Raw genomic sequence first — 24,723 nt, forward strand, 5'->3', positions numbered from 1 at the left:
CTCAGGGGCTTCGCCCCCGAACCCCCAAAAGATTGCGCAGTTCCCCGCGCCCCTAGGTCTTTAGGGGCGCGGGGAACTGCGCGATCAGCCACAGCCGGACGCGCACCCGACAACGCACCCCACGGGGCCTGGGGCGGAGCCCCAGAAGGATGGGAATGGGTAGGGGCGGCGGGGGCGAGGAAACCTAGCGGTCCGCCACCCTCATTTCGAACCATGTCGTCTTGCCGCGAGGCAAGAGGTCGACCCCCCACCGGTCGGAGAGCTTGTCGACGAGGAAGAGGCCTCGGCCGCTGACGTCCATCTCCTGGACCGGCATCAGGCAGGGAAGGCCACGGGACGGGTCACGGACCTCGATCCGGATCCACCCCCGGCGGCGCCGCATCCGGAGCCCGAACACCCGCGCCCCCGTATGCCGCACGGCATTGCCCACCAACTCGGAAACGAGTAGAACCGCGTCCTCGGTCATCTTCGGCGAGAGCCCCCAGTGACGCAGAACCACGACCTGGGTCAGCCGACGCGCGGCGGCCGCGGACTCGGGCCGGGAGGGCAACGGCACCTCCCCCTCGGTCGGATTGCCGAACAACTCCAACGCCTTGAGCGCGTGTTCGTCCTCGACCGCGGGCGACCAGCGCGCCGCGGTCGCACTCCCGTGCCGCCGCGGCTGTTCGATACCCTCCAGCCCCGCCATGCCCCCATCATGGCCGCCCAGAGGCCTCGTTGGGGGCGTTCCGGAGGAATACGCCCCCCGGAACCCTCCATTCCGCGTGATTCGATCGGCATATGCCAGCGGCAGTTCGGAAGCGACCACAGCCCACCTGGCCTGCGGGAACAGCCCCGTCCGGGGCAATCGCCCGCAGCCCCCGGCAAGGAAGCCTTAAGGTTGCCTTAAGGCCCGGATAAACCGCCCCTTCGAGGGACGCGGGTAAGACATCGCGTCAACTGCAAGTGGATCAGCGGAATTCGGCGGGTGACTTTCAAGTCACCCGCGACCCCTTGCCACCGACCTCCATCACCCTCGCCACAGATCTCGGTCACCCTCGCCGCAGGCCTCGGTCCACCTCGCCACAGAACTCCGTCAGAGGAACTTCGCCTTGCCCGGGCCCTCCTCCACGAAGCTCTTCATCCCCCGCTCCCGGTCCTCGGTGGCGAACAGCCCCGCGAACCAGTTGCGTTCGATCGCGAGCCCGGTCTCGATGTCCGTCTCCAGACCCGCGTCGATCGACTCCTTGGCGGCGCGCAGCGCCAGCGCCGGCCCCAGCGCCAGTTTCGCGGCCCACGCGTGCGCCTCGGCGTACACCTCGTCGGCCGGTACGACCCGGTCCACCAGGCCGAGCGACAGGGCCTCGTCGGCCTTGACCATGCGGCCGGTGAAGATGAGGTCCTTGGCCTTGGAGGAGCCGATCAGACGGGACAGGCGCTGGGTGCCGCCCGCGCCCGGGATCAGCCCGAGCAGGATCTCCGGCTGGCCCAGCTTGGCGTTCTCCGCGGCGATACGGAAGTCGGCGCAGAGCGCCAACTCGCAGCCCCCGCCCAGCGCGTAACCCGTGACGGCGGCGACGACCGGCTTGGGGATGCGGGTCACGGCGGTGAAGGAGTCCTGCAGGGCACGGGAGCGTACGACCATCGCCGTATGGTCCATGGCCTGCATCTCCTTGATGTCCGCGCCCGCCGCGAACACCTTCTCGCCGCCGTAGAGGATCACCGCGCGCACGTCCTCGCGGCGCGCGGCCTCCTCGGCGAGCTCCTTGAGGCGGTCCTGTGTGGCGACGTCCAGCGCGTTCATGGGCGGGCGGTCGAGACGGATCGTGCCGACACCTTCGGCGACTTCGAGATGCACAGTCATGAAGGCAGGTTAACGGGGGCTAACGGCGACGGCCCCGGTGTGCTGCGTCACAGAGGAGCAGCACACCGGGGCCGTACAAGCCGCGACAGGGCGGGCCGGGAGAAGCGCGGTCAGTGCCGCCCCCGCACCCGGTCCGTCACGCCTTCCACTTCTCCCATGACATGTTCCAGCCGTTGAGCCCGTTGTCCGGGTCCACGACGCGGTCGTTGGAGTTCTTCACGACGACCACGTCACCGACGATGGAGCGGTCGAAGAACCACGCGGCCGGCGCGCCGCGGTCGCCGCCGCCGCGCTGGTCGCGCAGGCCTATGCAGCCGTGGCTGGCGTTGTAGTTGCCGAAGGCGTCGCCGCCCCAGTAGTTGCCGTGGATGAAGGTGCCCGACGTGGTCAGCCGCATCGCGTCCGGCACGTCCTTGATGTCGTACTCGCCGCCGTAGCCGACCGTCTCGCCGTTCATCCGGGTCACCCGGAGGCGCTCGGTGATGACCATCTGGCCGTTCCAGGTCTCGTAGCCGGGCTTGCCCGTCGTGACCGGGATGGTCTTGATGACCTTGCCGTCGCGCTTGACGGTCATCTTCTTGGTCTTGACGTCGACGGTGGAGACCTGGCTGCGGCCTATCGTGAACTTCACGGTCTTGGCCTGCTCGCCGTAGACGCCGGGCCGGCCCTCGACGCCGTCGAGGTTGAGCTTCACGGTGACCTTCGTACCGGGCTTCCAGTACTTCTCCGGGCGGAAGTCGAGGCGGTCGTTGCCGAACCAGTGGCCCTCGACGTCGACCGCCGGCTCGGTCTTGATGTCTATCGCCTTCTCGACGTCCTCGGGGTGCGTGATCCCCCGGGTGAAGTTGAGCGAGAAGGTCGTCCCGACGCCGACCTTCGAGCCGTCCTCCGGCGTGAAGATGCCGACGAACGTGTTCTTCGGGGTCAGCGTGGTGAACGCCGACTCCTCCGCCGCCTCACGGCCCTCGGAGTCCTTGGCCACGGCGTGGACCTTGTACTTGGTGGACGCGGCGAGATGCGCGTCGGGCGTCCAGGTCGCGCCCCCGTCGGTGATCTTCCCCTCGACCGGGTTGCCCTTGGTGTCCTCGACCTCGACCTCGGTCAGCTTGCCCTTGGCCGCGGTCACCTTGAGCGCGCCGCTGGTCTTCACACCGGCGGCGCCGTCCTTCGGTGCCACGGTCACGACCGCCTGCGAGACCTTGGTGTCCGCCTGGCCGGAATCCTTGTCCCCGCCCTTCCCCGAGCCGGACCCGGAATCCGAGTCCCCTCCCCCGCCGCAGGCGGTCACGACGAGCATCAGGGTCCCGAGCGCAAGCGCCAGGGCCCCCTTTCCACGCCGTGTCCGCGCGCCAACCGACGCCCCCGATATCGGTCGCCCGTTCAAGTTCGTTCTCCCCTCGCACGGCCTGATCAAGGCCCGCACTGCCCATCGTTGGTCGCCCCGTGACGCCTGGGCCCATGGCGGGAGCCCGCAGCTCACAGCCGCGTCCCACGCGTGTATCGCGCTAATTAATCACACCGCCAGGAGCGTTGGTCTCCTGGGATTGTCACTGTTCCGTCCCAACTTCAACAGCCCGCGGCAGCACCGGCGTACGTCTTGTCCGTACCCGTATGTCCGCCTACTTCACCGCGGAGCCCGCCTTCCATGCCTTCCAGCCCATGTTCCACCCGCCGAGGCCGTTGTCAGGAGCGACCTTCTTGTCATTGCTGTTGACGACTTCCACGACGTCACCGATGAGGCTGCGGTCGAAGAACCAGCCCGCCGGGGTCGCGGAGCTGCCGCCCTTCACATCGCGCAGGCCCACGCAGCCGTGGCTGACATTGGCGGTGCCGAAGACGCCCTGCGCCCAGTAGTTGCCGTGCAGGAAGGTCCCGGAGGTGGTGAGGCGCAGCGCGTGCGGCACGTCGGGGATGTCGTACTCGCCCTTGCCGTCGGCGTCCGTGAAGCCGACCGTCGCGCCGTTCATCCGGGTCACCTCCAGCATCTCGGTGACCACCATCTTCCCGTTGTACGTCGTGCTCTTGGGGGCGCCCGCGGTGATCGGCACGGTGGAGAGAACCTCGCCGTCGCGGCGGACCTCCATGGTGTGGGCGGCCGCGTCGACGAGGCTGACCTGGCTGCGGCCGACGGTGAACGAGAAGGTCTTGTACTGCAGTCCGTACACGCCCGGTGCCGCCTCGACATCGCGCAGCCGCAGCGCGACGGTGACCTTGGTGCCCGGCTCCCAGTACTCCTCGGGCCGGAAGTCCAGGCGCTTCTCGCCGAACCAGTGCGGGGCGATCTCCACCTCAGGAACGGAGCTCACCCGGACGGCGCGCTCGACCGCAGCGCGGTTCTCGATGACCCGGTTGAAGTCCAGCGAAACGATCATTCCGGTGCCGACGGTGGAGCGGTTCTCGGGCATGACGTATCCGATGAAGCGCTCGTCGGGGACGTACGTCGTGAACGTCGCGTGCCGGGCCACCCGCCGGCCGTGGCCGTCGAGCGCGACCGCGTCGACCGAGTACTTGGCGGCCAGGGCCAGTTTGGCGTCGTCCGGTCGCCAGGTCATACCGTCCTCGGCGATCCGGCCCGGCACCGGGAAGTCCTGCGCGTCCTGGGACCTGACGACCTTCACCGACTCCAGGCGCCCGGCCGGCACCCGTACCCGCAGGCTCTCCTCGGGGCGTACGGCCTTGCTGCCGTGGTCCGGTGAGACACGGATCGTGTTCTCGGGCGATCGGGGCTTGCCGAGCACCTTGTCCACACCGTGCGAGGTGCATCCCGCGGCTCCGGACAGCAGCCCTGCCCATGTCAGTACGGCGGCCAGCGCGGCCCCTGCGCGCGCCGCGCGCGTCTGTGCGTGCATCACGTGGGGCCCAACGACCGACCGGCCCCGGGGAAGTGGGGCGGGCCTCATCCGCCCGAGGCCGGTCAGCCCTCTCCTGGGGAAACGTGAGTGCGAGCCCGGCGCTGGGCAGAACAGTGGGAAGGACGACGCGACGGGGAGCCGTGGCCGGGACGCCATGGGCATCTCCGCGCGTCGCTCCCATCGAGCCGCAGGAGGCCGTGAGGTGTCGAGCGCAGCCGAGCAGAAGGCAGTGCAGGAGGGGCGCGCCCCGGATGCCGGGCTGCCCGCGCAGCCCGCTCCCGTGCTGAACGGCAGTCCGCGCGTCGCGCCGGCCGTCCCCGTGTGGCCCGGTGCGCCGACCCCGCTCGGGGCGCGCTTCAGGACCGGGCCCGACGGTGTCTCGGGCACCAACTTCGCGCTGTGGGCGGGCGGTGCGGAGTCCGTCGAGCTGTGCCTCTTCGACTACGAGGACGGCTCCTCGGGCGCAGGCGGCACGGGAGGCGGGGGCACCGAGATCCGGGTGCCCCTCACCGAGCTGACCCACGAGATCTGGCACGGTTTCGTGCCCGGCGTACGGCCCGGGCAGCGGTACGGCTTCCGGGTGCACGGCCGCTGGGACCCGTGGACCGGCGCCCGCTGGAACCCGGCGAAGCTGCTCCTCGATCCGTACGCCCGTGCCGTGGACGGCGACTTCACGCTGCCGCCGGAGGTGTACGGGCATGTGCGCGACTGGCCCCAGCAGCAGGTCGCGGACACCGTGCGCGACGACCGGGACTCCGCTCCGTACGTCCCCAAGGGTGTCGTCGTCCACGACGACGCGCCGGACGACGAGTGGACGGACGACCGCCGCCCGAAGACGCCCTGGGCGGATTCGGTCATCTACGAGCTGCATGTGCGCGGCTTCACGAAGCTGCACCCGGACATCCCGGAGGAACTGCGGGGCACGTACGCGGGGTTGGCGCATCCTGCGGCGATCGAGCACCTGGTGAAGCTGGGTGTGACGGCGGTGGAGCTGCTGCCGGTGCACCAGTTCGCGCACGAGGACCATCTGCTGCGCCGGGGCATGAAGAACTACTGGGGCTACAACTCGATCGGCTACTTCGCGCCGCACGCCGGGTACGCGGCCTCGGGGACGACCGGCCAGCAGGTCGGCGAGTTCAAGAGCATGGTGCGCGCGCTGCACGCCGCCGGTATCGAGGTCATCCTCGACGTGGTCTACAACCACACGGCGGAGGCGGGCGAGCTGGGTCCCACGCTGTCGCTGCGCGGCATCGACAACCGCGGCTACTACCGGCTGCAGAGCGACGCCCGGCGGTACACGGACTACACGGGCTGCGGCAACACGCTCCACGTCGTACAGCCGCACGTCCTGCGCCTGATCACGGACTCGCTGCGCTACTGGGTGACGGAGATGGGGGTGGACGGCTTCCGGTTCGACCTGGCGGCGGCGCTGGCCCGCTCGATGCACGACGTCGACATGCTGTCCCCGTTCCTGGCGGTGATCGCGCAGGACCCGGTGCTGCGAAGGGTGAAGCTGATCGCGGAACCGTGGGACGTCGGCTCGGGCGGCTACCAGGTGGGCGCGTTCCCTCCCCTGTGGACCGAGTGGAACGACCGCTACCGCAACGCCGTACGGGACTTCTGGCGGGGCGCGCTGCCGGACGTACGGGACCTCGGGTACCGGCTGTCGGGGTCGAGCGACCTGTACGCGTGGGGCGGGCGGCGGCCGTACGCCTCGGTGAACTTCGTGACGGCCCACGACGGCTTCACCCTGCGGGACCTGGTGTCGTACGAGCGCAAGCACAACGAGGCCAACGGCGAGGGCAACCGGGACGGCACCGACGACAACCGCGCCTGGAACTGCGGGACGGAGGGCGAGACGGAGGACGCCCGCGTACGGGGTCTGCGGCGCCGTCAGCTGCGCAACCTCCTCACCACCCTGCTGCTGTCCACCGGTGTGCCGATGCTGGTCGCGGGGGACGAGCTCGGGCGGACCCAGGGCGGCAACAACAACGCGTACTGCCAGGACAACGAGATCAGCTGGATCGACTGGACCCTGCTCGACGACCCCGACTGGCGGGCCCTCTTCGACCTGACCGCCCGTCTGATCGCCCTCCGCCACGCCCATCCCGTGCTGCGGCGGCGGGCCTTCTTCTCCGGCCGCGCCCACTCGGCCGACGGGCTGCGCGATCTGGCGTGGTTCACGGCCCGGGGTGCGGAGATGACGGAACGGGACTGGTACGCGCCCGCGGCGACGCTCGGCATGTATCTGTCCGGGCGGGACATTCCCGGCCGGGACGCGCGGGGTGTGCCGGTGACTGATGACAGCTTTCTGGCCGTGCTGCACGCGGGGGATCGGCCCGCGAGCTTCGTTCTGCCCGGGGCGCCGTGGGCGGAGCGGTATGAGGTTGTCGTCGACACGTCTCGGGAGGAGCAGGGGGAGGTGCCTGGGGTGGTCCACCGGGCGGGGGCGACGATCACGGTACCGGCGAGGGCGGTTCTGCTGCTGCGGGTGGCGGGGTAGGGCCTTTTTTCGCCCCCGCCGCCCCTACCCATTCCCGTCACTTTTCGGGGGCCAGCCCCCGAACCCCCGCTCCTCAAACGCCGGAGGGGCTGGAATACCTCAGGGGCGCGGGGAACTGCGCAATCTTTTGGGGGTTCGGGGGCGGAGCCCCTGAGTAAGTGACGGGAATGGGTAGGGGCGGCGGGGGCGAAAAAGCCCTACCCGAGGATCCCCCGCTCGTACGCCACCGCCACCGCCGCCGCTCGGTCCTTGACGCCCAGTTTGGTGTACAGGTGGGTGAGGTGGGTCTTCACTGTCGCCTCGCTGATGAAGAGTTCGCGGGCGATCTCGCGGTTGGAGGTGCCTTTGGCGACCAGGGTCAGGACTTCACGTTCGCGGGTGGAGAGCGGCTCGTTGCCGGGGGCCCTGGGCGTGCGGACCGCGGAGACCAGGCGGGAGGCCACGGCCGGGGAGAGGACCGTACGGCCCTGGGCGGCCGCCCGTACCGCGGTGAACAGCTCGTCGCGGGGCGCGTCCTTGAGGAGATAGCCCGTCGCGCCCGCCTCGATCGCGGGGATCGTGTCGGAGTCGGTGTCGTACGTCGTCAGGACGAGGACCTTGGCGCGGGCGCCCGCGCGGGTGAGGTGCGCGATCGCCTCGACTCCGCCGCCGCCCGGCATGCGCAGGTCCATCAGGATCACGTCGGGGTCGAGCGCGGCGGCCTTCGCGACCGCCTCGACGCCGTTCGACGCCTCGCCCAGTACGCGGAACCCGGGCGCGGACTCGAACATGCCGCGCAGACCGTCCCGTACGACGGGATGGTCGTCCACGACGAGGAGGGAGATCGTGCCCTCTTGCGTGCGCTCTTCCGTGCCGTCGGCTGTCGCGTCATGTATCGCGTCATCTGTCATGGCGTACCAACGGTACGCGAGCTGAGAGGGCCGTGCCGTGGCCCGGCTCGGACTCCACCGTGAGGGAGCCCGTGACGCGTTCGGCGCGGGCGCGCATGCCGTTGAGGCCGAAACCGGCGGCGGTGGAGCGGGCGGGGACGGCGAGCGGGTCGAAGCCGCGGCCGTCGTCGCGGATGTCCAGGATCACCTCGTCGCCGAGGAAGGTCAGGGTGAGGCCGAGGCGGGTGGCGTGGGCGTGCCGGGAGGCGTTGGACAGGGCTTCCTGGGCGATGCGCAGGAGGGTCGCCGAGATCTCCTCGTGGAGCTGCTCGGCGGTGCCGGTGACGGTGAACTCGGCGCGTACGCCCGTCCGTTCGCCCCATTCGGCGACCGTCTTCTTCAGGGCCTCGGGCAGTCCGTCGTTCTCCAGGGCCACGGGGGCGAGGTTCTGCACGGAGCGGCGGGCCTCGCCGAGGCTGTGCCGCGCGAGCGCGGAGGCGCGGTCGAGATGGGTGCGTGCGGTGGTCAGGTCGGGGGCGCTCCCGACGACCTGGAGCTGGGCGATGATGCCGGTCAGGCCCTGGGCGATGGTGTCGTGGATCTCGGCGGCGAGGCGCCGGCGTTCGTCGGCGACCCCGGCCTCCCTCGCCTGGACGAGGAGTTGGGCGTGCAGGGCGGCGTTCTCGTCGAGTGCCTGTTGCAGGGCGGTGTTGGTGCGTTCGAGTTCGGCGATGGTCCCGGCCCGCTCGCGGGAGCGGTGCTCCTCCTGCTGGTTGAGATGACCGATCGCGGTCAGCAGCACGGTGTTCGCGACCAGCATCACGCCGAACAGCACCCACTGGACCGGGCTGGCGAACGGCAGCCCGCCGGCCTGCGCGCCCGCCACCACGACGACGGTGGCGAAGAGGCCGAGCCGCTGCCGGCGCGTTCCGCGTATCAGTTCGTCGATGTCGAAGTAGCCGGTGGAGGCGTAGAACGCGAAGAAGGGGTTCAGCCAGGTGAGTGCGAAGGAGATCACCCAGCGCAGGACGTAGTGGACGGTTCCGCTGCGGGACGGGATCCGGCGGCCGCGGCGGGGCCCGTGCCACAACTGGAGCGCCACCGCGGCGACGACGAGCGCCCCGGTCGCGTACCACTCGGCGGGGCCCGCCATCAGTCCGCCGGTGAGGACCGCGAGGACGCTGGAGGCAAGGAGCAGCCCGTAGGGGCCCCAAGTGTGGAGCTGGTCCCAGCGGTGCTCGATTCTCTGGTCCGCCGCGGTCATCTCCCCAGTCTGCGCCGCGGTCATCTCCCCGGTCTGCACGGGCCCTCCCCTGCTCCCCCTACTCCCACCGGAACCAGCGGGACGCCGCGGCCGTCAGCAGCACCGTCCAGGCCACGAGCACGCCCAGGTGGTCCCAGCCGGGCCAGTCGCCCGCCGCCGCCTGGTTGAGCGCCTCGGCGGCCGCGCCGAACGGTGTGAAGCCGACCACCCGGGCCAGTACGTCGGGCATGGTCTGCACCGGCATCCACACACCCGCGCAGAACATCGCCGGGAAGAACACGGCGGACCCGATGGCGCCCGCGATCTTCGTCGTCCGGGACAGCGCCGAGATCACCGCGCCCAGGGCGAGGGCCGCGAGCACGGCCAGGACCAGGGCCAGCGCGTAGCCGAAGGGCTGCTCGGGCAGTCGTACGTCGAAGGCGAGGCGGCCGACCGCGAGGGCGAGCAGGGACGACGCCAGGGCGGCCCCGCCGTACAGCAGCATCTGCGCGGAGAGCAGGGCTGCGGGCCGGACCGGGGTGGTGGACATCCGGCGCAGGATGCCGCGCTCGCGGTAGCCGGTGAGGGTCTGCGGCATCGCCTGCAGACCGCCGACGGTCAGGCCGAGCAGCACGCTCACCGGGACGTAGGCGTCGACCGGGCGCAGCCCGCCGAAGTCCGGGTCGACGTCCCGGAAGGCGGGGATCGAGCCGAGGATCACCAGCAGCAGCGTCGGGAACCCGAGGATCCAGAAGAGGCTGCCGGGCTCCCTGCGGAAGAGGCGGACCTCGCTCTTCAGTACGGCGGGGTTGACGAGTGCCGTCCATCCGAGGGCCGTCTTTCCGAGGCCGGTGTTGCCAGGGGCGGTGTTGCCAGGGGCGGTGTTGCCAGGGGTGGTGTTGCCGAGAGCCGTGCTCATGCCGCTGCCTCCTTCGTGGCGTCGTTGGTGCCGCCGTTGCCGGCGTCCTTCGTGAGGTCGAGGAACGCGTCGTCCAACGTGGCGTCGGTGACGCGGAGTTGGTGGGCCGTGACGTGGGTGCGGGCGAGGAGGGTGATGACCGCGTTGACGGTCTCGTCGGTGCCGGACAGGGTGAGGCGGCCGTCCTTGTACTCGACCGACGCAAGCTCCGGGAGCGCGTTCAGGTCACGGTCGTCCAGCCGGGCGGACGGGGTGAAGCTGATGACGGTGGCACCGGCCGAGCGGCGGATCAGACCGGCCGGGGTGTCGAGCGCGGCCACCCGGCCCTTGTCGATCACGGCGATCCGGTCGCAGAGCCGTTGCGCCTCCTCCATGAAGTGCGTGACGAGCAGGACGGTGACGCCGTTCGCGCGGATGTCCTCGATGAGCTTCCAGGTGTCGCGGCGGGCCCGCGGATCGAGGCCGGTGGTCAGCTCGTCGAGTACGACGATCCGGGGGTTGCCGATGAGGGCGAGCGCGATGAACAGGCGCTGCTTCTGGCCGCCGGAGAGCTTGGCGAAGCGGGTGGTGAGCTTGTCGGTGAGGCCGAGGCGTTCGGCGAGGGGCCGCCAGTCGAGCGGGCCCGTGTAGAAGGCGGCGTACATCTCCAGGGCCTCTCGGACGGTGAGTTTGGCCTGCAGTTCGCTCTCCTGGAGCTGCGCGCCGAGCACTTGGCGGATGGCCGCGTGCTCGGTGACGGGGTCGAGGCCGGTCACCCGGACACGGCCCGCGTCGGGTACGCGCAGGCCCTCGACGCACTCGACGGTGGTGGTCTTGCCGGCACCGTTCGGGCCGAGGACGCCGAAGATCTCGCCCTCCTCGACGGTGAAGGAGACGCGGTCGAGGGCGGGCCTGCCGCCGTAGGACTTGCGCAGATCGGTGACTTCGATCATGGGTGTGGATGCCATGCTCCGAGCGTCCCGCCGGGGCCCGTTCCGCCACATCGGCCGTCGCGCTCGAACGCGCATCAACCGATCGGTTGATGCCGCCGTACGACCCGGCCGCATCGCAGGTACGACCCGTCGGACACGCAGGTCGTAGGACCAGCGGCGGATCCGGGACCGGCCAAAACTCGGTGGGCGTTGTCAGTGCCGATCCGTAGGCTCGCGTTGATGCCCACTACACCCGCGCCCGCCGCCGACACCCCTGCCGAGGAAGCCACAGAAACCGAACCGGCCAGGAGCCGTTCCGCCGTACGAAGCCTGCTGCGCCTGTGGCCGTACGTGCGGCCCGTGCGCGTCCGGCTCTTCACGGCGGCCGTCGTCGCGGTCGCCGCCTCGTGCACGGGGCTGGTGATTCCGCTCGTTCTGAAGTGGATCGTGGACGGTCCGGTGGCCGACCGGGACACGGGCGGGGTGTGGCTCGGGGCGCTGTACCTGCTGCTGCTCGGGCTCGCCGAGGCGGCGCTCTTCGGTCTGCGGCGGTGGCTGGTGGCCCGGCCGCTCGCCGGGGTCGAGGCGTCGATGCGGGCGGATCTCTACCGGCATCTGCAGCGGCTGCCGGTGGCGTTCCACGACCGCTGGCCCTCGGGGCAGTTGCTGTCGCGCGGCACGACGGATCTGATGCTGCTGCGCATGTTCCTCGCCTTCCCGCTGACGTTCCTGCTGGTCAACGGCGTGACGATTCTGGTGGGCTTCATCATCATGCTGGCCCAGGAGTGGACGCTCGGGCTGGTGCTGCTCGCGCCCGCCGTGCCCGTGATGATCGTCTGCTGGCTCTTCGAGAAGCGGTACTCGAAGGTGGCGCGGCGCGCGCAGGACCAGGTCGGTGATCTGACGACGCTCGTCGAGGAGAGCGTGCTCGGCATCCGGATCATCAAGGGCTTCGGGCGCCACCGCAGTCAGGCCCTCGCCTTCCGGGACCTCTCCCGCACCCTGCGCGGCACGGAGCTCGCCAAGGCGCGTCTGCTCGCCTGGATCTTCGCCGCGATCACGATCCTGCCCGAACTCGCCATCGGCGCGGCGCTCGTGCTCGGGACGGTGCACGTGGCGGACGGCGAGCTGTCCACCGGCACGCTGGTCGCCTTCCTGTCCACGGCTCTCGCGCTGCGCTGGCCCATCGAGTCGATCGGCTTCCTGCTGGCGATGAGCCAGGAGGCGGCGACAGCGACGGAGCGGTACTTCGAGGTGATGGACGCGGAACCGGAGTCCGGCCTGGCCGTCCCGCCTCGGCACGCCGTGGCCGCAGCGGCGGGGCCGAAGACGGGCGTGGCCGTGGGCACCGGCACCGCCACCGCCACCGCCACCGCCACCGCCACCGGCGGACTCCGTTTTCACGCCGTCCGGTTCCGTTACCCGGACGCCCCGCCCGGCTCCTCTCCCGTTCTCGACCGCATCGACCTGCACATCCGCCCCGGCGAGACCATGGCCCTCGTCGGCGGGACCGGCACCGGGAAGACGACGCTCACCGCGCTCGTCCCCCGGCTGCACGAGGTCACGTCGGGCCGGATCACCCTGGACGGCGTGGACATCACGGAGATGCCCCGGGAAACGCTGCGCGCACTCGTGGCGGTCGCCTTCGAGGAGCCGACGCTCTTCTCCGCGAGCGTGGGGGAGAACGTCCTCATGGGTGCCGGTGCCCACGCCGGCGAGACCGAGCTGAACCGCGCCCTGGCCGTCGCTCAGGCGGACTTCGTCCACGCGCTCCCCCAGGACACGGACACGCAGGTCGGCGAGCAGGGCCTCAGCCTCTCCGGCGGCCAGCGCCAGCGCCTCGCCCTGGCCCGGGCCGTGGTCGGCAGACCCCGCTTCCTGGTCCTGGACGACCCCCTGTCGGCCCTGGACGTGCACACGGAGGCCCTGGTCGAGGCGGCCCTGCGCCGCGTCCTCGCCGACACGACCGCCCTCGTCGTGGCCCACCGCCCGTCCACGGTCATGCTCGCCGACCGGGTGGCCCTGCTCTCCGAGGGCCGCATCACCGCCGTCGGCACGCATCACGAACTGCTGCGTACGAGCGCGGAGTACGCCTGGCTGATGTCCGGGACGGCAGAGCCGGCGGCAGAGCCAAGGACAGCGACGAGCGAGGGGGACAACCGATGACGGCGCCCACGACCACCGCGCCGACCGACGAGGAGGACCGGCCGGCACCCGCGCCCAGGAACGGCGACCCCTTCGACCGCGACGCCCTCCCCGCTCCCCCGCGCGCGACGGCCGGCCTCCTGCGCTCCCTGCTCGCGCCGATGAAGGCCCGCGTCGTCCTCGCCGCGGTCCTGCTGCTGCTCCAGCAGGCCGCCGTGCAGGCGGGCCCGCTCCTCGTGGCGTACGCCATCGACCGTGCCGTACCGGCCTTCCGCGGCGACGACCACGGTCCGCTGATCGCCGTGGCGGTCGCCTACGTCCTGGCGTCGGTGGCGGCCGGCACGCTCCAGTACGGCTTCGTCCTCACCTCCGCGCGCGTCAACCAGGATGTCCTGCTCGACCTGCGCGGCAGGATCTTCCGGCACGCGCAGGCGCTCAGCGTCGACTTCCACGAGCGCTACACCTCGGGCCGGCTCATCTCGCGCTCCACAACGGACGTCGAGTCGCTGCGCGAACTGCTCAGCGAGGGCCTCCAGGAGCTCATCACCGTCATCCTGTCGTTCGTCTACATCTCGGCGCTGCTGCTCTGGCTCGACCTGGGCCTCGGCGCGGTCGCCGTTGCCTCCTTCGTGCCGCTGTACCTCCTCATCCGGCTCTACCGGCGCCGCGCCGGACGGATCTACAGCGTCCGCTCGACCGCCATCGCCGCCGTCATCGTGAAGTTCGCGGAGACGATGAACGGCATCCGGCCGGTGCGCGCGTTCCGCCGCGAGGCCGTCAACGACGCGGACTTCCATGTGCTCAACAGCCGCCACGAGCGTGTCAACGGCGACGCGATCCTGGAGATGGCCCGCTATGTCATCGGCTCCCGGCTCGTGGCCAACACGGCGGTCGCGGGGATCGTGCTGTGGGGCGCCTACCGGGTGGCGTCGGGCTCGCTGGCGCTGGGCGTACTGGCCGCCGCGGTGCTGTACCTGCGCCGGCTGTACGACCCGATAGACCGGCTCGGCATGTTCCTCAACTCGTACCAGTCGGCGGCCGCGTCGCTGGAGAAGATCGCGGGTCTGCTGGCCCAGGTCCCCTCGGTGCCTGAGCCCGCGCAGCCGCGTGAGCTGCCGGAGCTCGTCTCCGAACACCCGGGCCGCGAGGTCGAGTTCATCGACGCCCGCTTCGCGTACCGCACCGGCGGCGAGGTGCTCCCGTCCTTCTCGCTGACCCTCCCGGCGGGCCAGACCGTCGCCGTGGTCGGCTCCACGGGCGCGGGCAAGTCGACGCTCGCCAAGCTGCTGGCCCGCTTCTACGACCCCACGGACGGCCGGGTCCTGCTCGACGGCGTCGACCTGCGCGAGCTCTCCGTGCCCGAACTGCGCCGCGGGGTGGTGATGGTGACGCAGGAGGCCTTCCTCTTCTCCGGCACGGTCGCGGAGAACATCGCCATCGGCCGCCCCGACGCCTCCCGCGAGGACATCGAGCGGGCCGCGAAGGCCATCGGCGCCCACGACTTCATCACCGCCCTGCCGGACGGCTACGACACGGACGTACGCAAGAGGGGTGGCCGCATCTCGGCCGGTCAGCGTCAACTCGTGGCGTTCGCAAGGGCGTTGCTCGCCGATCCGGCGGTCCTGATCCTCGACGAGGCCACCAGTTCGCTGGACGTGCCGGGCGAGCGGGCGGTCCAGCGCGCCATGGACACGGTCCTGCGCGGCCGGACGGCGGTCGTCATCGCCCACCGCCTGTCGACCGTCGAGATCGCCGACCGGGTCCTCGTCATGGAGCACGGCCGCATCGTCGAGGACGGCAGCCCCGCCCAACTCGTCGCGGACACGGGCAGGTTCGCGGACCTGCACCAGGCGTGGCGGGACAGCCTGGTCTAGCGGACACGGGCTTTGGCGCCCCGGAGGCGAACCGAGCACAACAAAAGAGGGGCCGAATGGTCGACGCGTACGAGGATCCTGGGACACCCGACTGTCGCGGTGGAGCGCGGTATCTCTGGTGGCTGGTCGCCAGGCAGCCGGGCCAGGCCGCGGCGGGGGCGGTGCTGGGCACCGTCTGGATGGTGTTCATGGCGCTGACGCCATATCTGCTGTCCCGCGCGATCGACGACGGCCTCGAACCGGGCGACCAGTCGGCGCTGGCGGCCTGGTCGGCCGCGCTGCTGGGTGTCGGGGTGTTCAACTCCTGGGTGAGCATCATGCGGCACCGCACGATGACCAGGCTCCGGATGGACGCCAACTTCCGGTCGGTCAAGCTCGTGGTGGGGCAGGCGACCCGGCTGGGCGCCACGCTGTCGCGCCGGACGGCGGCCGGGGAGGTCGTCACCATCGGCGTCGGTGACGTACAGACCATCAGCCAGTCCCTGACCGTGGTCGGCCCGGGCGTGGGCGCGGCCGTCGCCTACGCCGTCGTGGCCGGACTGCTGCTGTCGGTCTCGCTGCCGCTGGCCGCGGTGGTGCTGCTCGGGGTGCCGGTGATAGTCGTACTCGTCGGTCCGCTGATGGGGCGGCTGCGGGGCGCGGAGACGGAGTACCGCGAGCGGCAGAGCGTGCTGACGGCGCGGATCGGCGACCTCGCGGGCGGACTGCGTGTCCTCAACGGCCTTGGTGGCAAAGGGCTGTTCGCCGACGCCTTCCGCCGCGACTCGCAGCGGCTGCGGGTGCAGGGGTACCGGGTCGGGTCGGTGACCAGCTGGATCCAGGCGCTCGGCGTCGGGCTGCCGACGGTGTTCCTGGCCGTCGTGACCTGGCTGGCGGCCCGGCTCGCCGCCCAAGGGTCCATCACGATCGGCGAGTTGGTGTCCGTGTACGGCTATGTCGCGGTCCTCGTGGCGCCGGTGGCCTTCTTCGTCGAGTGCGGCTACCAGCTCAGCCGGGGTGTGGTGGCCGCCCGGCGCGTCGTACGGTTCCTGTCCCTGGAGCCGATGGAGACGGGCCGCACCTGCGTGGACGCGCCGGCCGAACCCTCCGTACTGCACGATCCGCGGTCCGGTGTCCGGGTGGCGCCCGGCAGGCTGACCGCGCTGGCCGGCGCCCGTCCGGCGGAGTCCGCCGCGGTGGTCGACCGGCTCGGCCGGTACACCGCGTCGGCGGCGACCTGGGGCGGCGTACGCCTCGACACGATCGCCCTGCCACAGGTCCGGGCGCGCATCCTGGTCGCGGACAACGAGGCCGACCTGTTCGCGGGCACCCTGCGCGACCTGGTCTCGGGGCGCGGGGACCCCGACGAGGAGACCGTGGCCCGGGCGGTGCACGCGGCCGTGGCGGACGACATCGTGCTCGGGCTGCCGGACGGGCTCGACTCGGCCGTCGACGCGCAGGGCCGCAGCCTCTCCGGAGGCCAGCGGCAGCGCGTACGCCTGGTGCGTGCGCTGCTCGCCGACCCCGAGGTGCTGCTCGCGGTCGAACCCACCTCGGCGCTGGACGCGCACACCGAGGCCGCCGTCGCCGCCCGGCTGCGCGCGGCGCGCTCGGGCCGTACGACCGTCGTGACCAGCACCTCGCCGCTCGTCCTCGACCAGGTCGACACCGTGTACTACCTGGTCGACGGCAAGGTCGCGGCCGTCGGCGGCCACCGGGAACTCCTCGACGGGGAGCCGGGATACCGCGCGCTGGTGGCCCGCGACGCGGACATGGACTTGGACGACGCAGACGGCGTGGACGGCGATGAGTCGGGCCCGGCAGCGTCATCGGGCCCGGCAGCGTCATCGGACCCGGCCGCCGTATCGGATCTGGACGCAGAGGAGGCCGTGCGATGACCGCTCAGCTGCCGGTCGCCGAGCCGGCCGACGTGCGCAGGGCCGCGGGCCGGCTGATCCGCGCGGACGGCCGCGTCTTCGCCGTCGTGCTCGTCCTGAACGCGCTGGCCGCCGCTGCCGGTCTGGTCGGTCCGTGGCTGCTCGGCCGCATCATCGACGAGGTCCGGGCAGGCGGCGGCGTGGCCGTCGTGGACCGTCTCGCGCTGGTCATCCTGGTGTGCGCGCTGGGGCAGTTGCTGCTGGCGCGCGGTGCCCGGTACGTGGGATACCGGTTCGGGGAGCGGACGCTGGCGCGGGTGCGCGAGGAGTTCGTCGAGCGGACGCTGAAGCTGCCCGCCTCGGTCGTGGAGCGGGCGGGCACGGGTGATCTGACGGCCCGGGGCACCGCGGACGTCTCCGCGGTGGGTACGACCCTGCGCGACGCCGGTCCCGAACTGCTGATCTCCTCGGTCCAGTGTCTGTTCCTCCTCGGCGCGGTCTTCGCGCTCGACCCGCTGCTCGGCGCCTGCGCGGTGCTCGCGCAGGCCGGTATCTGGCTGGCGCTGCGCTGGTATCTGCGCCGGGCGCGCACCGGCTATCTCGCAGAGGGAGCGGCCACGTCGGAGGTCGCCGAGATCCTCACGGCCACCGCGTCCGGCGGGCGTACGGTCGAGGCGTTCGGACTGCAGCGGCGGCGGATCGCCGCGAGCCGGGACGCGCTGGAGACGTCCCGGCGCACCCGGTTGTACACGCTGTACCTGCGGACCGTGTTCTTCGTGACCGTGGAGATCTCGTTCGTACTCCCGGTGGCCGTCGTGCTGCTGGTCGGCGGGGCCCTGCACGAGCGGGGCACGGTCAGCCTGGGCGCCGTGATCGCGGCGGCCCTGTATCTGCGGCAGTTGGAGACCCCGCTGGACCAGGTCCTGATGCGGGTGGAGCAACTGCAGGCAAGCAGCGCCTCGTTCGCCCGGGTGGAGGGCCTCGGCCGGGCGCCGCGGGCCGTCCCGTCCGGCTCCCCGGCCCCGGCGGACGACCGGATCGACGTGACGGACGTGCGCTATTCGTACGAGCGCGGGGGCGAGGTCCTGCGCGGGGTGGACCTGACCGTGCGGCCCGGGGAACGGCTGGCCGTGGTCGGGCCCTCCGGCGCGGGGAAGACCACCCTGAGCCGGCTGCTGGCGGGCATCGACGCACCGGGCTCCGGCTCGGTGACGGTCGGCGGGGTGCCGATCGTCGACCTCGACCCGGAGCAGCTGCGGCGGCAGGTCGTCCTCGTCACCCAGGAGCACCACGTGTTCATCGGCACGGTCCGCGACAACCTCCTCATCGCCGAACCGTCCGCCGGTGACGCCGAGTTGTGGGCGGCCCTCGCGGCGGTCGGCGCCGACGACTGGGTCCAGGAGCTGCCGGACGGCCTCGACACCGGGCTCGGGCCCGACGGCCGTCACCGTGCGGACGGCTCCCGTGCGCAGCAACTGGCCCTGGCCCGGGTCGTGTTGGCCGACCCCCACACGCTGATCCTCGACGAGGCCACGGCACTCCTGGACCCGGCGACCGCACGTCACACCGAGCGCGCGCTCGCCGCCGTCCTCGAAGGCCGCACCGTCATCGCCATCGCCCACCGGCTGCACACCGCCCACGACGCGGACCGCGTCGCCGTGATGGAGGACGGCCGCCTGACCGAACTGGGCACCCACGACAGCCTGGTCGCCGCCGACGGCGCGTACGCGGCCCTGTGGCACTCGTGGCACGGCGAGCGACCGGGGCTTCCCGACCAACGGCCTTCATGAGCCCGGTCCTTCATGAGCCCGGTCCTTGGTGAGCCCGAGCCTGCGTGGGCCGCCCACCCGGCAACGAGTCCGTATACCGAACATGACCACCCGGACAACGAACCGTTTCCGGCCAACTTCTTGATGCGCACCTGACAGAGAGCGCAATCTCCTGCCACTCTTCCCACGACCACTCCACAGCAACCTCACAAGAACCGCTGTGCCGTGGTGAACCCCCCACGCACGCCCGCACGTGCCCCATGCAAGTGGTTCCGCGTACTGCCTTGTTCTGCCCGGGCGGATCCCAACCGTCCGGTCCCCCCTGGCCGCGCGATCCGCGATCCGCGGCCACGCAGAAGGAGTCCGTGTTGAGACGCACCTCCCACAGACGCACCTCCCACGCCGCAGGCACTTCTCAGACCGTGGGTAACTCCCGTACCGCATTCGCCTCCCGTTCCACCCGGCGCAAGGCCGCCGCCGGCGCACTCGTCGCCGTCGCCGCCCTGCTCGCCGCGGCCGTCCAGACGGGCGCCGCCACCGCCGACACCAAGCCTGCCCCCGGCAAGCTCGACAAGGGCTCCCTGTCCGTCAAGCTCTCCCCCGCCCAGCGCGCGGCGCTGATCCGCGACGCCGACTCGGCAAAGGCGGACACGGCGAAGGAACTCGGCCTGGGCGCCCAGGAGAAGCTGGTCGTCCGTGACGTCGTCAAGGACGCCGACGGTACGGTCCACACACGCTACGAGCGCACGTACGCCGGACTCCCGGTCCTCGGCGGCGACTTGGTCGTCGACACCGCCAAGTCGGGGAAGACAGAAGGCGTTACGCGTGCGGTGAAGGCCCAGCTCAAGGGCATCACCACCAGCGCGGCGGTGAAGCCCGCGGTCGCCGAGAAGCAGGCCCTGAAGGCCGCCGCGGCGGAGGGTTCGAAGAAGACCGAGGCGGACGGCGCGCGCAAGGTGATCTGGGCGGCCGACGGCACGCCGAGCCTCGCGTACGAGACGGTCGTGGGCGGTCTGCAGCACGACGGCACCCCGAACGAGCTGCACGTCATCACGGACGCGGCCACCGGCAAGAAGCTCTTCGAGTACCAGGCCGTCGAGACCGGCACCGGCAACACGCAGTACAGCGGCTCGGTGACCCTCGGCAGCGCCCAGTCGGGTTCGACGTACAACCTCACGGACACGACGCGCGGCAACCACAGGACGAACAACCTGAACCGCGGTACGTCGGGCACGGGCACGCTCTTCTCGGGCCCCGACGACGTGTGGGGCAACGGGGCGGCGTCGAACCTGGAGACGGCGGGCGCGGACGCCCACTACGGGGCCGCGCTGACGTGGGACTACTACAAGAACGTGCAGGGCCGCAGCGGCATCCGCGGTGACGGGGTCGGCGCGTACTCCCGTGTCCACTACGGCAACAACTACGTCAACGCCTTCTGGCAGGACTCCTGCTTCTGCATGACGTACGGCGACGGCTCGGGCAACGCCAAGCCGCTCACGTCGATCGACGTGGCCGCGCACGAGATGACGCACGGCGTCACCTCCAACACCGCGGGCCTGGTCTACAGCGGCGAGTCGGGCGGCCTGAACGAGGCCACCTCCGACATCTTCGCGGCGGCCGTCGAGTTCTACGCCGCCAACTCGCAGGACGTCGGCGACTACCTCGTCGGCGAGAAAATCGACATCAACGGCAACGGGACGCCGCTGCGTTACATGGACAAGCCGAGCAAGGACGGGGCGTCCAAGGACAGTTGGTACTCGGGCATCGGCTCGATCGACGTCCACTACTCCTCGGGCCCGGCGAACCACTTCTTCTACCTCCTCTCGGAGGGCAGCGGCGCCAAGACCGTCAACGGCGTCTCGTACGACTCGCCGACCTCCGACGGACTGCCGGTGACCGGGATCGGCCGCGAGAAGGCCGCGCTGATCTGGTTCAAGGCGCTCACCACGAAGTTCACGTCGACGACCAACTACGCGGCGGCCCGGACCGGCACGCTCGCGGTCGCGGGTGAGCTGTACGGCACCACGAGCGCCGAGTACACGGCGGTGCAGCACGCGTGGGCCGGCATCAACGTCGGCGCCCGGCCCGGCGGCGGGGGCGGCGGCACGTCGTTCGAGAGCACGACGCCCGTATCGATTCCGGACAACGGGGCGGCGGTGACGTCGTCGATCGCCGTCACCGGCCAGGCCGGAAACGCTCCCACCAACCTGGTCGTCACCCCGAACATCACGCACACGTGGCGCGGTGACCTGGTCGTCGACCTGGTGGCGCCGGACGGCACGAGCTACCGCCTCAAGCCCTTCAGCTCCTCGGACTCGGCGGACAACGTCACCGAGCCGTACACGGTGAACGCCTCCTCCGAAGTCGCCAACGGCACCTGGCAGTTGAAGGTCCAGGACCAGGCGGCGCAGGACACCGGCAGGATCAATGGCTGGAAGATCACCTTCCCGCAGGCGTAGCCCAATCGGGTGAGTCCCGGCCGCACGGGCTCGACGGGCTCGACGGGCTCGCTCAGGCACGCACTCGCATGGCGCCGCCCCGGGGATCCAACTCCCCGGGGCGGCGCCATTTTTGCCACGTCATTGCCACACCATTGCCGCCGCCTTACGACGCCCTTCCCGATCCTTTGCCGGGCCTTTGCGGGCGATCAAGTCCGCAATCCGTACGCGGATCTTCGGGCAGCGGACGATTTCCGGCCAACCTTTATTCGCCCCGCTGACATGTACAGGACTCAACTGGCAACGTTCACCTCGCATCACCGATGACCGCACACCCGCACCGCAACTTCACAACCGCCCGACCGGTCCCCCATGCCAGTCGGACACCCCCCACGAAGGAGCTTGCGTGACCCCCCTCTACGCGCGTCACAAGCGCACCACTCTGGCCATCGCCACCGCTGTCGCGGCCGGAGCACTCCTCACCACCGGTCTGACCACCGGTGCCTCCGCCCAGTCCCCTGCCGAGCAGTCCGGCGGGTCGACCCTCGCCGCGGCGCCGGTCCAGCTGACCGCGGCAGCCCGTACGAGTCTCATCCAGAAGGCCGACGCCGCCACGGCGGACACGGCCGACGAGATAGGTCTCGGCGCCAAGGAGAAGCTGGTCGTCAGAGACGTCGTCAAGGACGCCGACGGCACGACGCACACCCGGTACGAGCGCACGTACGACGGACTCCCGGTCCTCGGCGGCGACTTGGTGATCCACGAGACCAAGGCCGGCAAGACCCAGGGCGTGACCAAGGCGACGAAGGCGGCCATCAAGGTCTCCGACGTCACCCCGGACATCGCCAAGTCCACTGCCGAGAAGCAGGCGTTGAAGGCGGCGCAGGCCGAGGGCAGCAAGAAGTCCACCGCGGACAAGGCCCCCCGCAAGGTCGTCTGGGCGGCCGACGGCAAGCCGGCCCTGGCCTACGAGACGGTCGTCGGCGGCTTCCAGCACGACGGCACCCCGCAGGAGCTGCACGTCGTCACCGACGCCGAGACGGGCAAGAAGCTGTACGAGTGGGAGGCGATCCAGACCGGCACCGGCAACAGCCAGTACTCCGGCAAGGTCACCATCGGCACCTCGCTCTCGGGCTCGACGTACCAGCTGAACGACACGTCACGCGGCGCCCACAAGACGTACAACCTCAACCGGGGTACGTCCGGCACCGGCACCCTCTTCACCGACGCGGACGACACCTGGGGCACGGGCGCGGCGTCCAACACCCAGACGGCGGCCGTCGACGCGCACTTCGGTGCCCAGGCCACCTGGGACTTCTACAAGAACGTGCTCGGCCGCAACGGCATCAAGAACAACGGCGTCGCCGCCTACTCCCGTGTCCACTACGGGAACGCGTACGTCAACGCCTTCTGGAGCGACAGCTGCTTCTGCATGACGTACGGCGACGGCGCGGGCAACGCCAAGCCGCTGACCTCGCTCGACGTGGCCGGCCACGAGATGACCCACGGCGTCACGTCCAACACGGCGGGCCTGGTCTACAGCGGTGAGTCGGGCGGCCTGAACGAGGCCACCTCCGACATCTTCGGCACGGCGGTCGAGTTCTACGCGGCCAATGCGTCCGACGTCGGCGACTACCTCATCGGCGAGAAGATCGACATCAGGGGCAACGGCACCCCGCTGCGCTACATGGACCAGCCGAGCAAGGACGGCTCGTCCAAGGACAGCTGGTCCTCCAGCCTGGGCGGCATCGACGTCCACTACTCCTCGGGCCCGGCGAACCACTTCTTCTACCTCCTCTCGGAGGGCAGCGGCGCCAAGACGATCAACGGCGTCAGCTACAACTCCCCGACCTCCAACGGCTCGACGGTCACCGGCATCGGCCGCGACAAGGCGGTCAAGATCTGGTACAAGGCGCTCACCGAGTACATGACGTCCACGACGAAGTACGCGGGCGCCCGTACGGCGACGCTGAACGCGGCGTCGGCGCTGTACGGCGGCACGGCGAGCGCGGAGTACAAGGCGGTCGCGGCGGCCTGGTCCGCGGTGAACGTGGCCTGACTGTCGCATAGTTGAGCGTGGGCGGTACCCGGAACGAAGCCATTCCCGGGTACCGCCCTACTCTTGGTTCCCATGCCCTACACGTACGAGGACGTGGGTGCGACCCGCGACGGCCGGTGCCCACCCGGCTTCCATCCCCTGCACGTCCGCAGCCGCATCGGCGAGGGCCAGGAGGTCTTCAAATCCGCGTCCCAGGCGGTCCTGACCTGGGATCTCCACAGAGCGGTGGGCGTCAGAATCACAACCGACGCCCCGCAGGCGGCCCCCGGCGTGGACGTGACGGTCGGCCTGGGCCTGCTCCAGGCCCCCTGCCGCATCGTCTGGACGGTCGAAGAACCCCGCCGGGCCGGCTGGGCCTACGGCACCCTCCCCGGCCACCCCGAATCCGGCGAGGAAGCCTTCGTCGTCGACCGCACGGGCGACGGCACGGTCTGGCTGACCATAACCGCCTTCAGCCGCCCGGCGAAGTGGTACGCGAAGGCGGGCGGGGCGGCGACACGGGGGCTGCAACACGCTTACGCACGGCGGTGCGGGGTGGTGCTGCGGCGGATGTGCGCGGACCCCAAGGGCGACTTCCTGGCGTAGCGCAGATATACGTCGGTTCACCAGGATTTACTGACCTTAGGCCGCATGCTCCGAACACGTCACAACGCGATCGGCCGAAGCGTCCTCCAACTCGGCCGGAGGGACGAGCTCGTCGCGCCTGATGTCGGGCACCTTGGGCCATGCCGGTCGGGCCGCTTCCATGGCGAACTCCGAAGCAACTCCGGGCGCGCAAGTCCATGGTCCGCAATTGTGCGTGGCCCCTCGGGCCAGGTTGAGAGACGATCCGACCGTGGACATATCCCATGAGGGCCCGCGCCTCGACCCCGTGTTGCTGGAGATCGCCAACAACGTGTGCGGTCTGATGCGGTCAGGCCCTCACGCCTCGTCCGTCGCCGAGCGCCTCGTACGAGCAGGCTGGCGATCGAAATCCACCTCGTGGCATGCCTACGAACTCGAAACCACCTGGTGCCAGTTCGAGGTCGAACCCACCACCGACTCCATCGTCCTGCTGAACGGCGTTGTCGATCCAGCCCGCTTCGACGAACTCGCGACCCTGCTCACACACCTCCGCCTCCCGTTCGCCCTCGAACTTTACGACGAGGAGGGCACTTTGACGCGGGAGATCCAGTCTTGACAGTCCGGGTACCGCCTCAATCGGCAACCGCTGTGAATCCGGGCTCGGTTACCTGTTCCTCGCCTCTCTTGGCGGACAGAACTGCAGGGAGCAGGCTGCCAAGATCCAGAGCCCCGTCGGGCGTCCAGCAGTTGCGGCGGTCGAAGCCCACCAGGATCGCCTCGGCGGTGTCGGGCGGACGTGGCCAGGAGCAACCTCCCGGCCACGAACAAGTTCACGTCTGAGCAATCGCAGTGGCACCCAACAGGGTCAGACAGTCGGA

17 protein-coding genes are annotated in these 24,723 nt (G+C 70.7%); 9 read left to right on the top strand and 8 right to left on the bottom strand.

What is annotated here, in order from left to right:
- Positions 1 to 184: 184 nt before the first annotated feature.
- From ACFWXQ_RS47600 to ACFWXQ_RS47615, 4 genes are all read right to left on the bottom strand, one after another.
- A complete protein-coding gene (locus tag ACFWXQ_RS47600; RefSeq protein ID WP_383946360.1) occupies positions 185 to 793 on the bottom strand; it encodes an ATP-binding protein in 609 nt (202 codons plus the stop codon).
- 282 nt (positions 794 to 1,075) lie between these two features.
- On the bottom strand, positions 1,076 to 1,843 hold the full coding sequence (locus ACFWXQ_RS47605; protein ID WP_386270392.1) for an enoyl-CoA hydratase/isomerase family protein: 768 nt from the start codon (positions 1,841 to 1,843) through the stop codon (positions 1,076 to 1,078).
- Positions 1,844 to 1,979: 136 nt separating this feature from the next.
- Complete coding sequence (locus ACFWXQ_RS47610) at positions 1,980 to 3,227, bottom strand: Ig-like domain-containing protein (protein WP_383946353.1); 1,248 nt, start codon at positions 3,225 to 3,227, stop codon at positions 1,980 to 1,982.
- Between the two features lie 235 nt (positions 3,228 to 3,462).
- Positions 3,463 to 4,695 (bottom strand): Ig-like domain-containing protein, encoded by a 1,233-nt coding sequence (locus tag ACFWXQ_RS47615; protein WP_383946350.1) that lies wholly within the window; start codon positions 4,693 to 4,695, stop codon positions 3,463 to 3,465.
- Between the two features lie 202 nt (positions 4,696 to 4,897).
- Between ACFWXQ_RS47615 and glgX the strand changes: the two genes are divergently transcribed.
- Positions 4,898 to 7,198: a glycogen debranching protein GlgX gene (glgX, locus tag ACFWXQ_RS47620; protein WP_383946347.1), complete on the top strand. Its 2,301-nt coding sequence runs from the start codon at positions 4,898 to 4,900 to the stop codon at positions 7,196 to 7,198.
- A gap of 197 nt (positions 7,199 to 7,395) precedes the next feature.
- On the opposite strand, the gene ACFWXQ_RS47625 is transcribed toward glgX, so the two are convergent.
- Genes ACFWXQ_RS47625 through ACFWXQ_RS47640 form a run of 4 tightly spaced genes read right to left on the bottom strand, consistent with a single transcriptional unit; the run spans position 7,396 to position 11,176 of the window.
- Complete coding sequence (locus tag ACFWXQ_RS47625; RefSeq protein WP_383946344.1) at positions 7,396 to 8,088, bottom strand: response regulator; 693 nt, start codon at positions 8,086 to 8,088, stop codon at positions 7,396 to 7,398.
- Positions 8,078 to 9,331 (bottom strand): sensor histidine kinase, encoded by a 1,254-nt coding sequence (locus tag ACFWXQ_RS47630; RefSeq protein WP_383946341.1) that lies wholly within the window; start codon positions 9,329 to 9,331, stop codon positions 8,078 to 8,080. The genes ACFWXQ_RS47625 and ACFWXQ_RS47630 overlap by 11 nt, the downstream gene beginning before the upstream one ends.
- A 58-nt stretch (positions 9,332 to 9,389) precedes the next feature.
- Complete coding sequence (locus ACFWXQ_RS47635; RefSeq protein ID WP_383946336.1) at positions 9,390 to 10,229, bottom strand: ABC transporter permease; 840 nt, start codon at positions 10,227 to 10,229, stop codon at positions 9,390 to 9,392.
- Positions 10,226 to 11,176, bottom strand: a complete 951-nt coding sequence (locus tag ACFWXQ_RS47640; protein ID WP_383946334.1) for an ABC transporter ATP-binding protein — start codon at positions 11,174 to 11,176, stop codon at positions 10,226 to 10,228. The genes ACFWXQ_RS47635 and ACFWXQ_RS47640 overlap by 4 nt, the downstream gene beginning before the upstream one ends.
- A gap of 204 nt (positions 11,177 to 11,380) precedes the next feature.
- Here ACFWXQ_RS47640 and ACFWXQ_RS47645 point away from each other — a divergent pair, with 204 nt between their 5' ends.
- From ACFWXQ_RS47645 to ACFWXQ_RS47680, 8 genes are all read left to right on the top strand, one after another.
- Positions 11,381 to 13,306, top strand: coding sequence for an ABC transporter ATP-binding protein (locus ACFWXQ_RS47645; protein ID WP_383946331.1), 1,926 nt, complete (start codon positions 11,381 to 11,383; stop codon positions 13,304 to 13,306).
- A complete protein-coding gene (locus tag ACFWXQ_RS47650) occupies positions 13,303 to 15,159 on the top strand; it encodes an ABC transporter ATP-binding protein (protein ID WP_383946328.1) in 1,857 nt (618 codons plus the stop codon). Before ACFWXQ_RS47645 ends, ACFWXQ_RS47650 begins: the two co-directional genes overlap by 4 nt.
- Positions 15,160 to 15,215: 56 nt before the next feature.
- Positions 15,216 to 17,036 (top strand): ABC transporter transmembrane domain-containing protein, encoded by a 1,821-nt coding sequence (locus ACFWXQ_RS47655; protein ID WP_383946325.1) that lies wholly within the window; start codon positions 15,216 to 15,218, stop codon positions 17,034 to 17,036.
- On the top strand, positions 17,033 to 18,805 hold the full coding sequence (locus ACFWXQ_RS47660; protein WP_383946323.1) for an ABC transporter ATP-binding protein: 1,773 nt from the start codon (positions 17,033 to 17,035) through the stop codon (positions 18,803 to 18,805). The genes ACFWXQ_RS47655 and ACFWXQ_RS47660 overlap by 4 nt, the downstream gene beginning before the upstream one ends.
- Before the next feature lie 401 nt (positions 18,806 to 19,206).
- Positions 19,207 to 21,243 (top strand): M4 family metallopeptidase, encoded by a 2,037-nt coding sequence (locus ACFWXQ_RS47665; protein ID WP_383946320.1) that lies wholly within the window; start codon positions 19,207 to 19,209, stop codon positions 21,241 to 21,243.
- A 385-nt stretch (positions 21,244 to 21,628) separates the two neighbouring features.
- Entirely contained in the window at positions 21,629 to 23,281 is a 1,653-nt protein-coding gene (locus tag ACFWXQ_RS47670) for a M4 family metallopeptidase (RefSeq protein WP_383946318.1), read from the top strand.
- A gap of 72 nt (positions 23,282 to 23,353) precedes the next feature.
- On the top strand, positions 23,354 to 23,866 hold the full coding sequence (locus ACFWXQ_RS47675) for a DUF1990 family protein (RefSeq protein WP_383946315.1): 513 nt from the start codon (positions 23,354 to 23,356) through the stop codon (positions 23,864 to 23,866).
- A 250-nt stretch (positions 23,867 to 24,116) separates the two neighbouring features.
- On the top strand, positions 24,117 to 24,461 hold the full coding sequence (locus ACFWXQ_RS47680) for a hypothetical protein (protein WP_383946312.1): 345 nt from the start codon (positions 24,117 to 24,119) through the stop codon (positions 24,459 to 24,461).
- Positions 24,462 to 24,723: the final 262 nt, after the last annotated feature.

Source organism: Streptomyces sp. NPDC058697 (assembly GCF_042715345.1).
Lineage (GTDB): Bacteria > Actinomycetota > Actinomycetes > Streptomycetales > Streptomycetaceae > Streptomyces > Streptomyces liliifuscus.

What these genes read in the sequence shown, in the direction of transcription:
- ACFWXQ_RS47605 (WP_386270392.1), bottom strand. Translation starts at nt 1,843, where the DNA reads ATGACTGTGCATCTCGAAGTCGCCGAAGGTGTCGGCACGATCCGTCTC.
- ACFWXQ_RS47625 (WP_383946344.1), bottom strand. Translation starts at nt 8,088, where the DNA reads ATGACAGATGACGCGATACATGACGCGACAGCCGACGGCACGGAAGAG.
- ACFWXQ_RS47630 (WP_383946341.1), bottom strand. Translation starts at nt 9,331, where the DNA reads ATGACCGCGGCGGACCAGAGAATCGAGCACCGCTGGGACCAGCTCCAC.
- ACFWXQ_RS47635 (WP_383946336.1), bottom strand. Translation starts at nt 10,229, where the DNA reads ATGAGCACGGCTCTCGGCAACACCACCCCTGGCAACACCGCCCCTGGC.
- ACFWXQ_RS47640 (WP_383946334.1), bottom strand. Translation starts at nt 11,176, where the DNA reads ATGGCATCCACACCCATGATCGAAGTCACCGATCTGCGCAAGTCCTAC.
- ACFWXQ_RS47645 (WP_383946331.1), top strand. Translation starts at nt 11,381, where the DNA reads ATGCCCACTACACCCGCGCCCGCCGCCGACACCCCTGCCGAGGAAGCC.
- ACFWXQ_RS47650 (WP_383946328.1), top strand. Translation starts at nt 13,303, where the DNA reads ATGACGGCGCCCACGACCACCGCGCCGACCGACGAGGAGGACCGGCCG.
- ACFWXQ_RS47655 (WP_383946325.1), top strand. Translation starts at nt 15,216, where the DNA reads ATGGTCGACGCGTACGAGGATCCTGGGACACCCGACTGTCGCGGTGGA.
- ACFWXQ_RS47660 (WP_383946323.1), top strand. Translation starts at nt 17,033, where the DNA reads ATGACCGCTCAGCTGCCGGTCGCCGAGCCGGCCGACGTGCGCAGGGCC.
- ACFWXQ_RS47675 (WP_383946315.1), top strand. Translation starts at nt 23,354, where the DNA reads ATGCCCTACACGTACGAGGACGTGGGTGCGACCCGCGACGGCCGGTGC.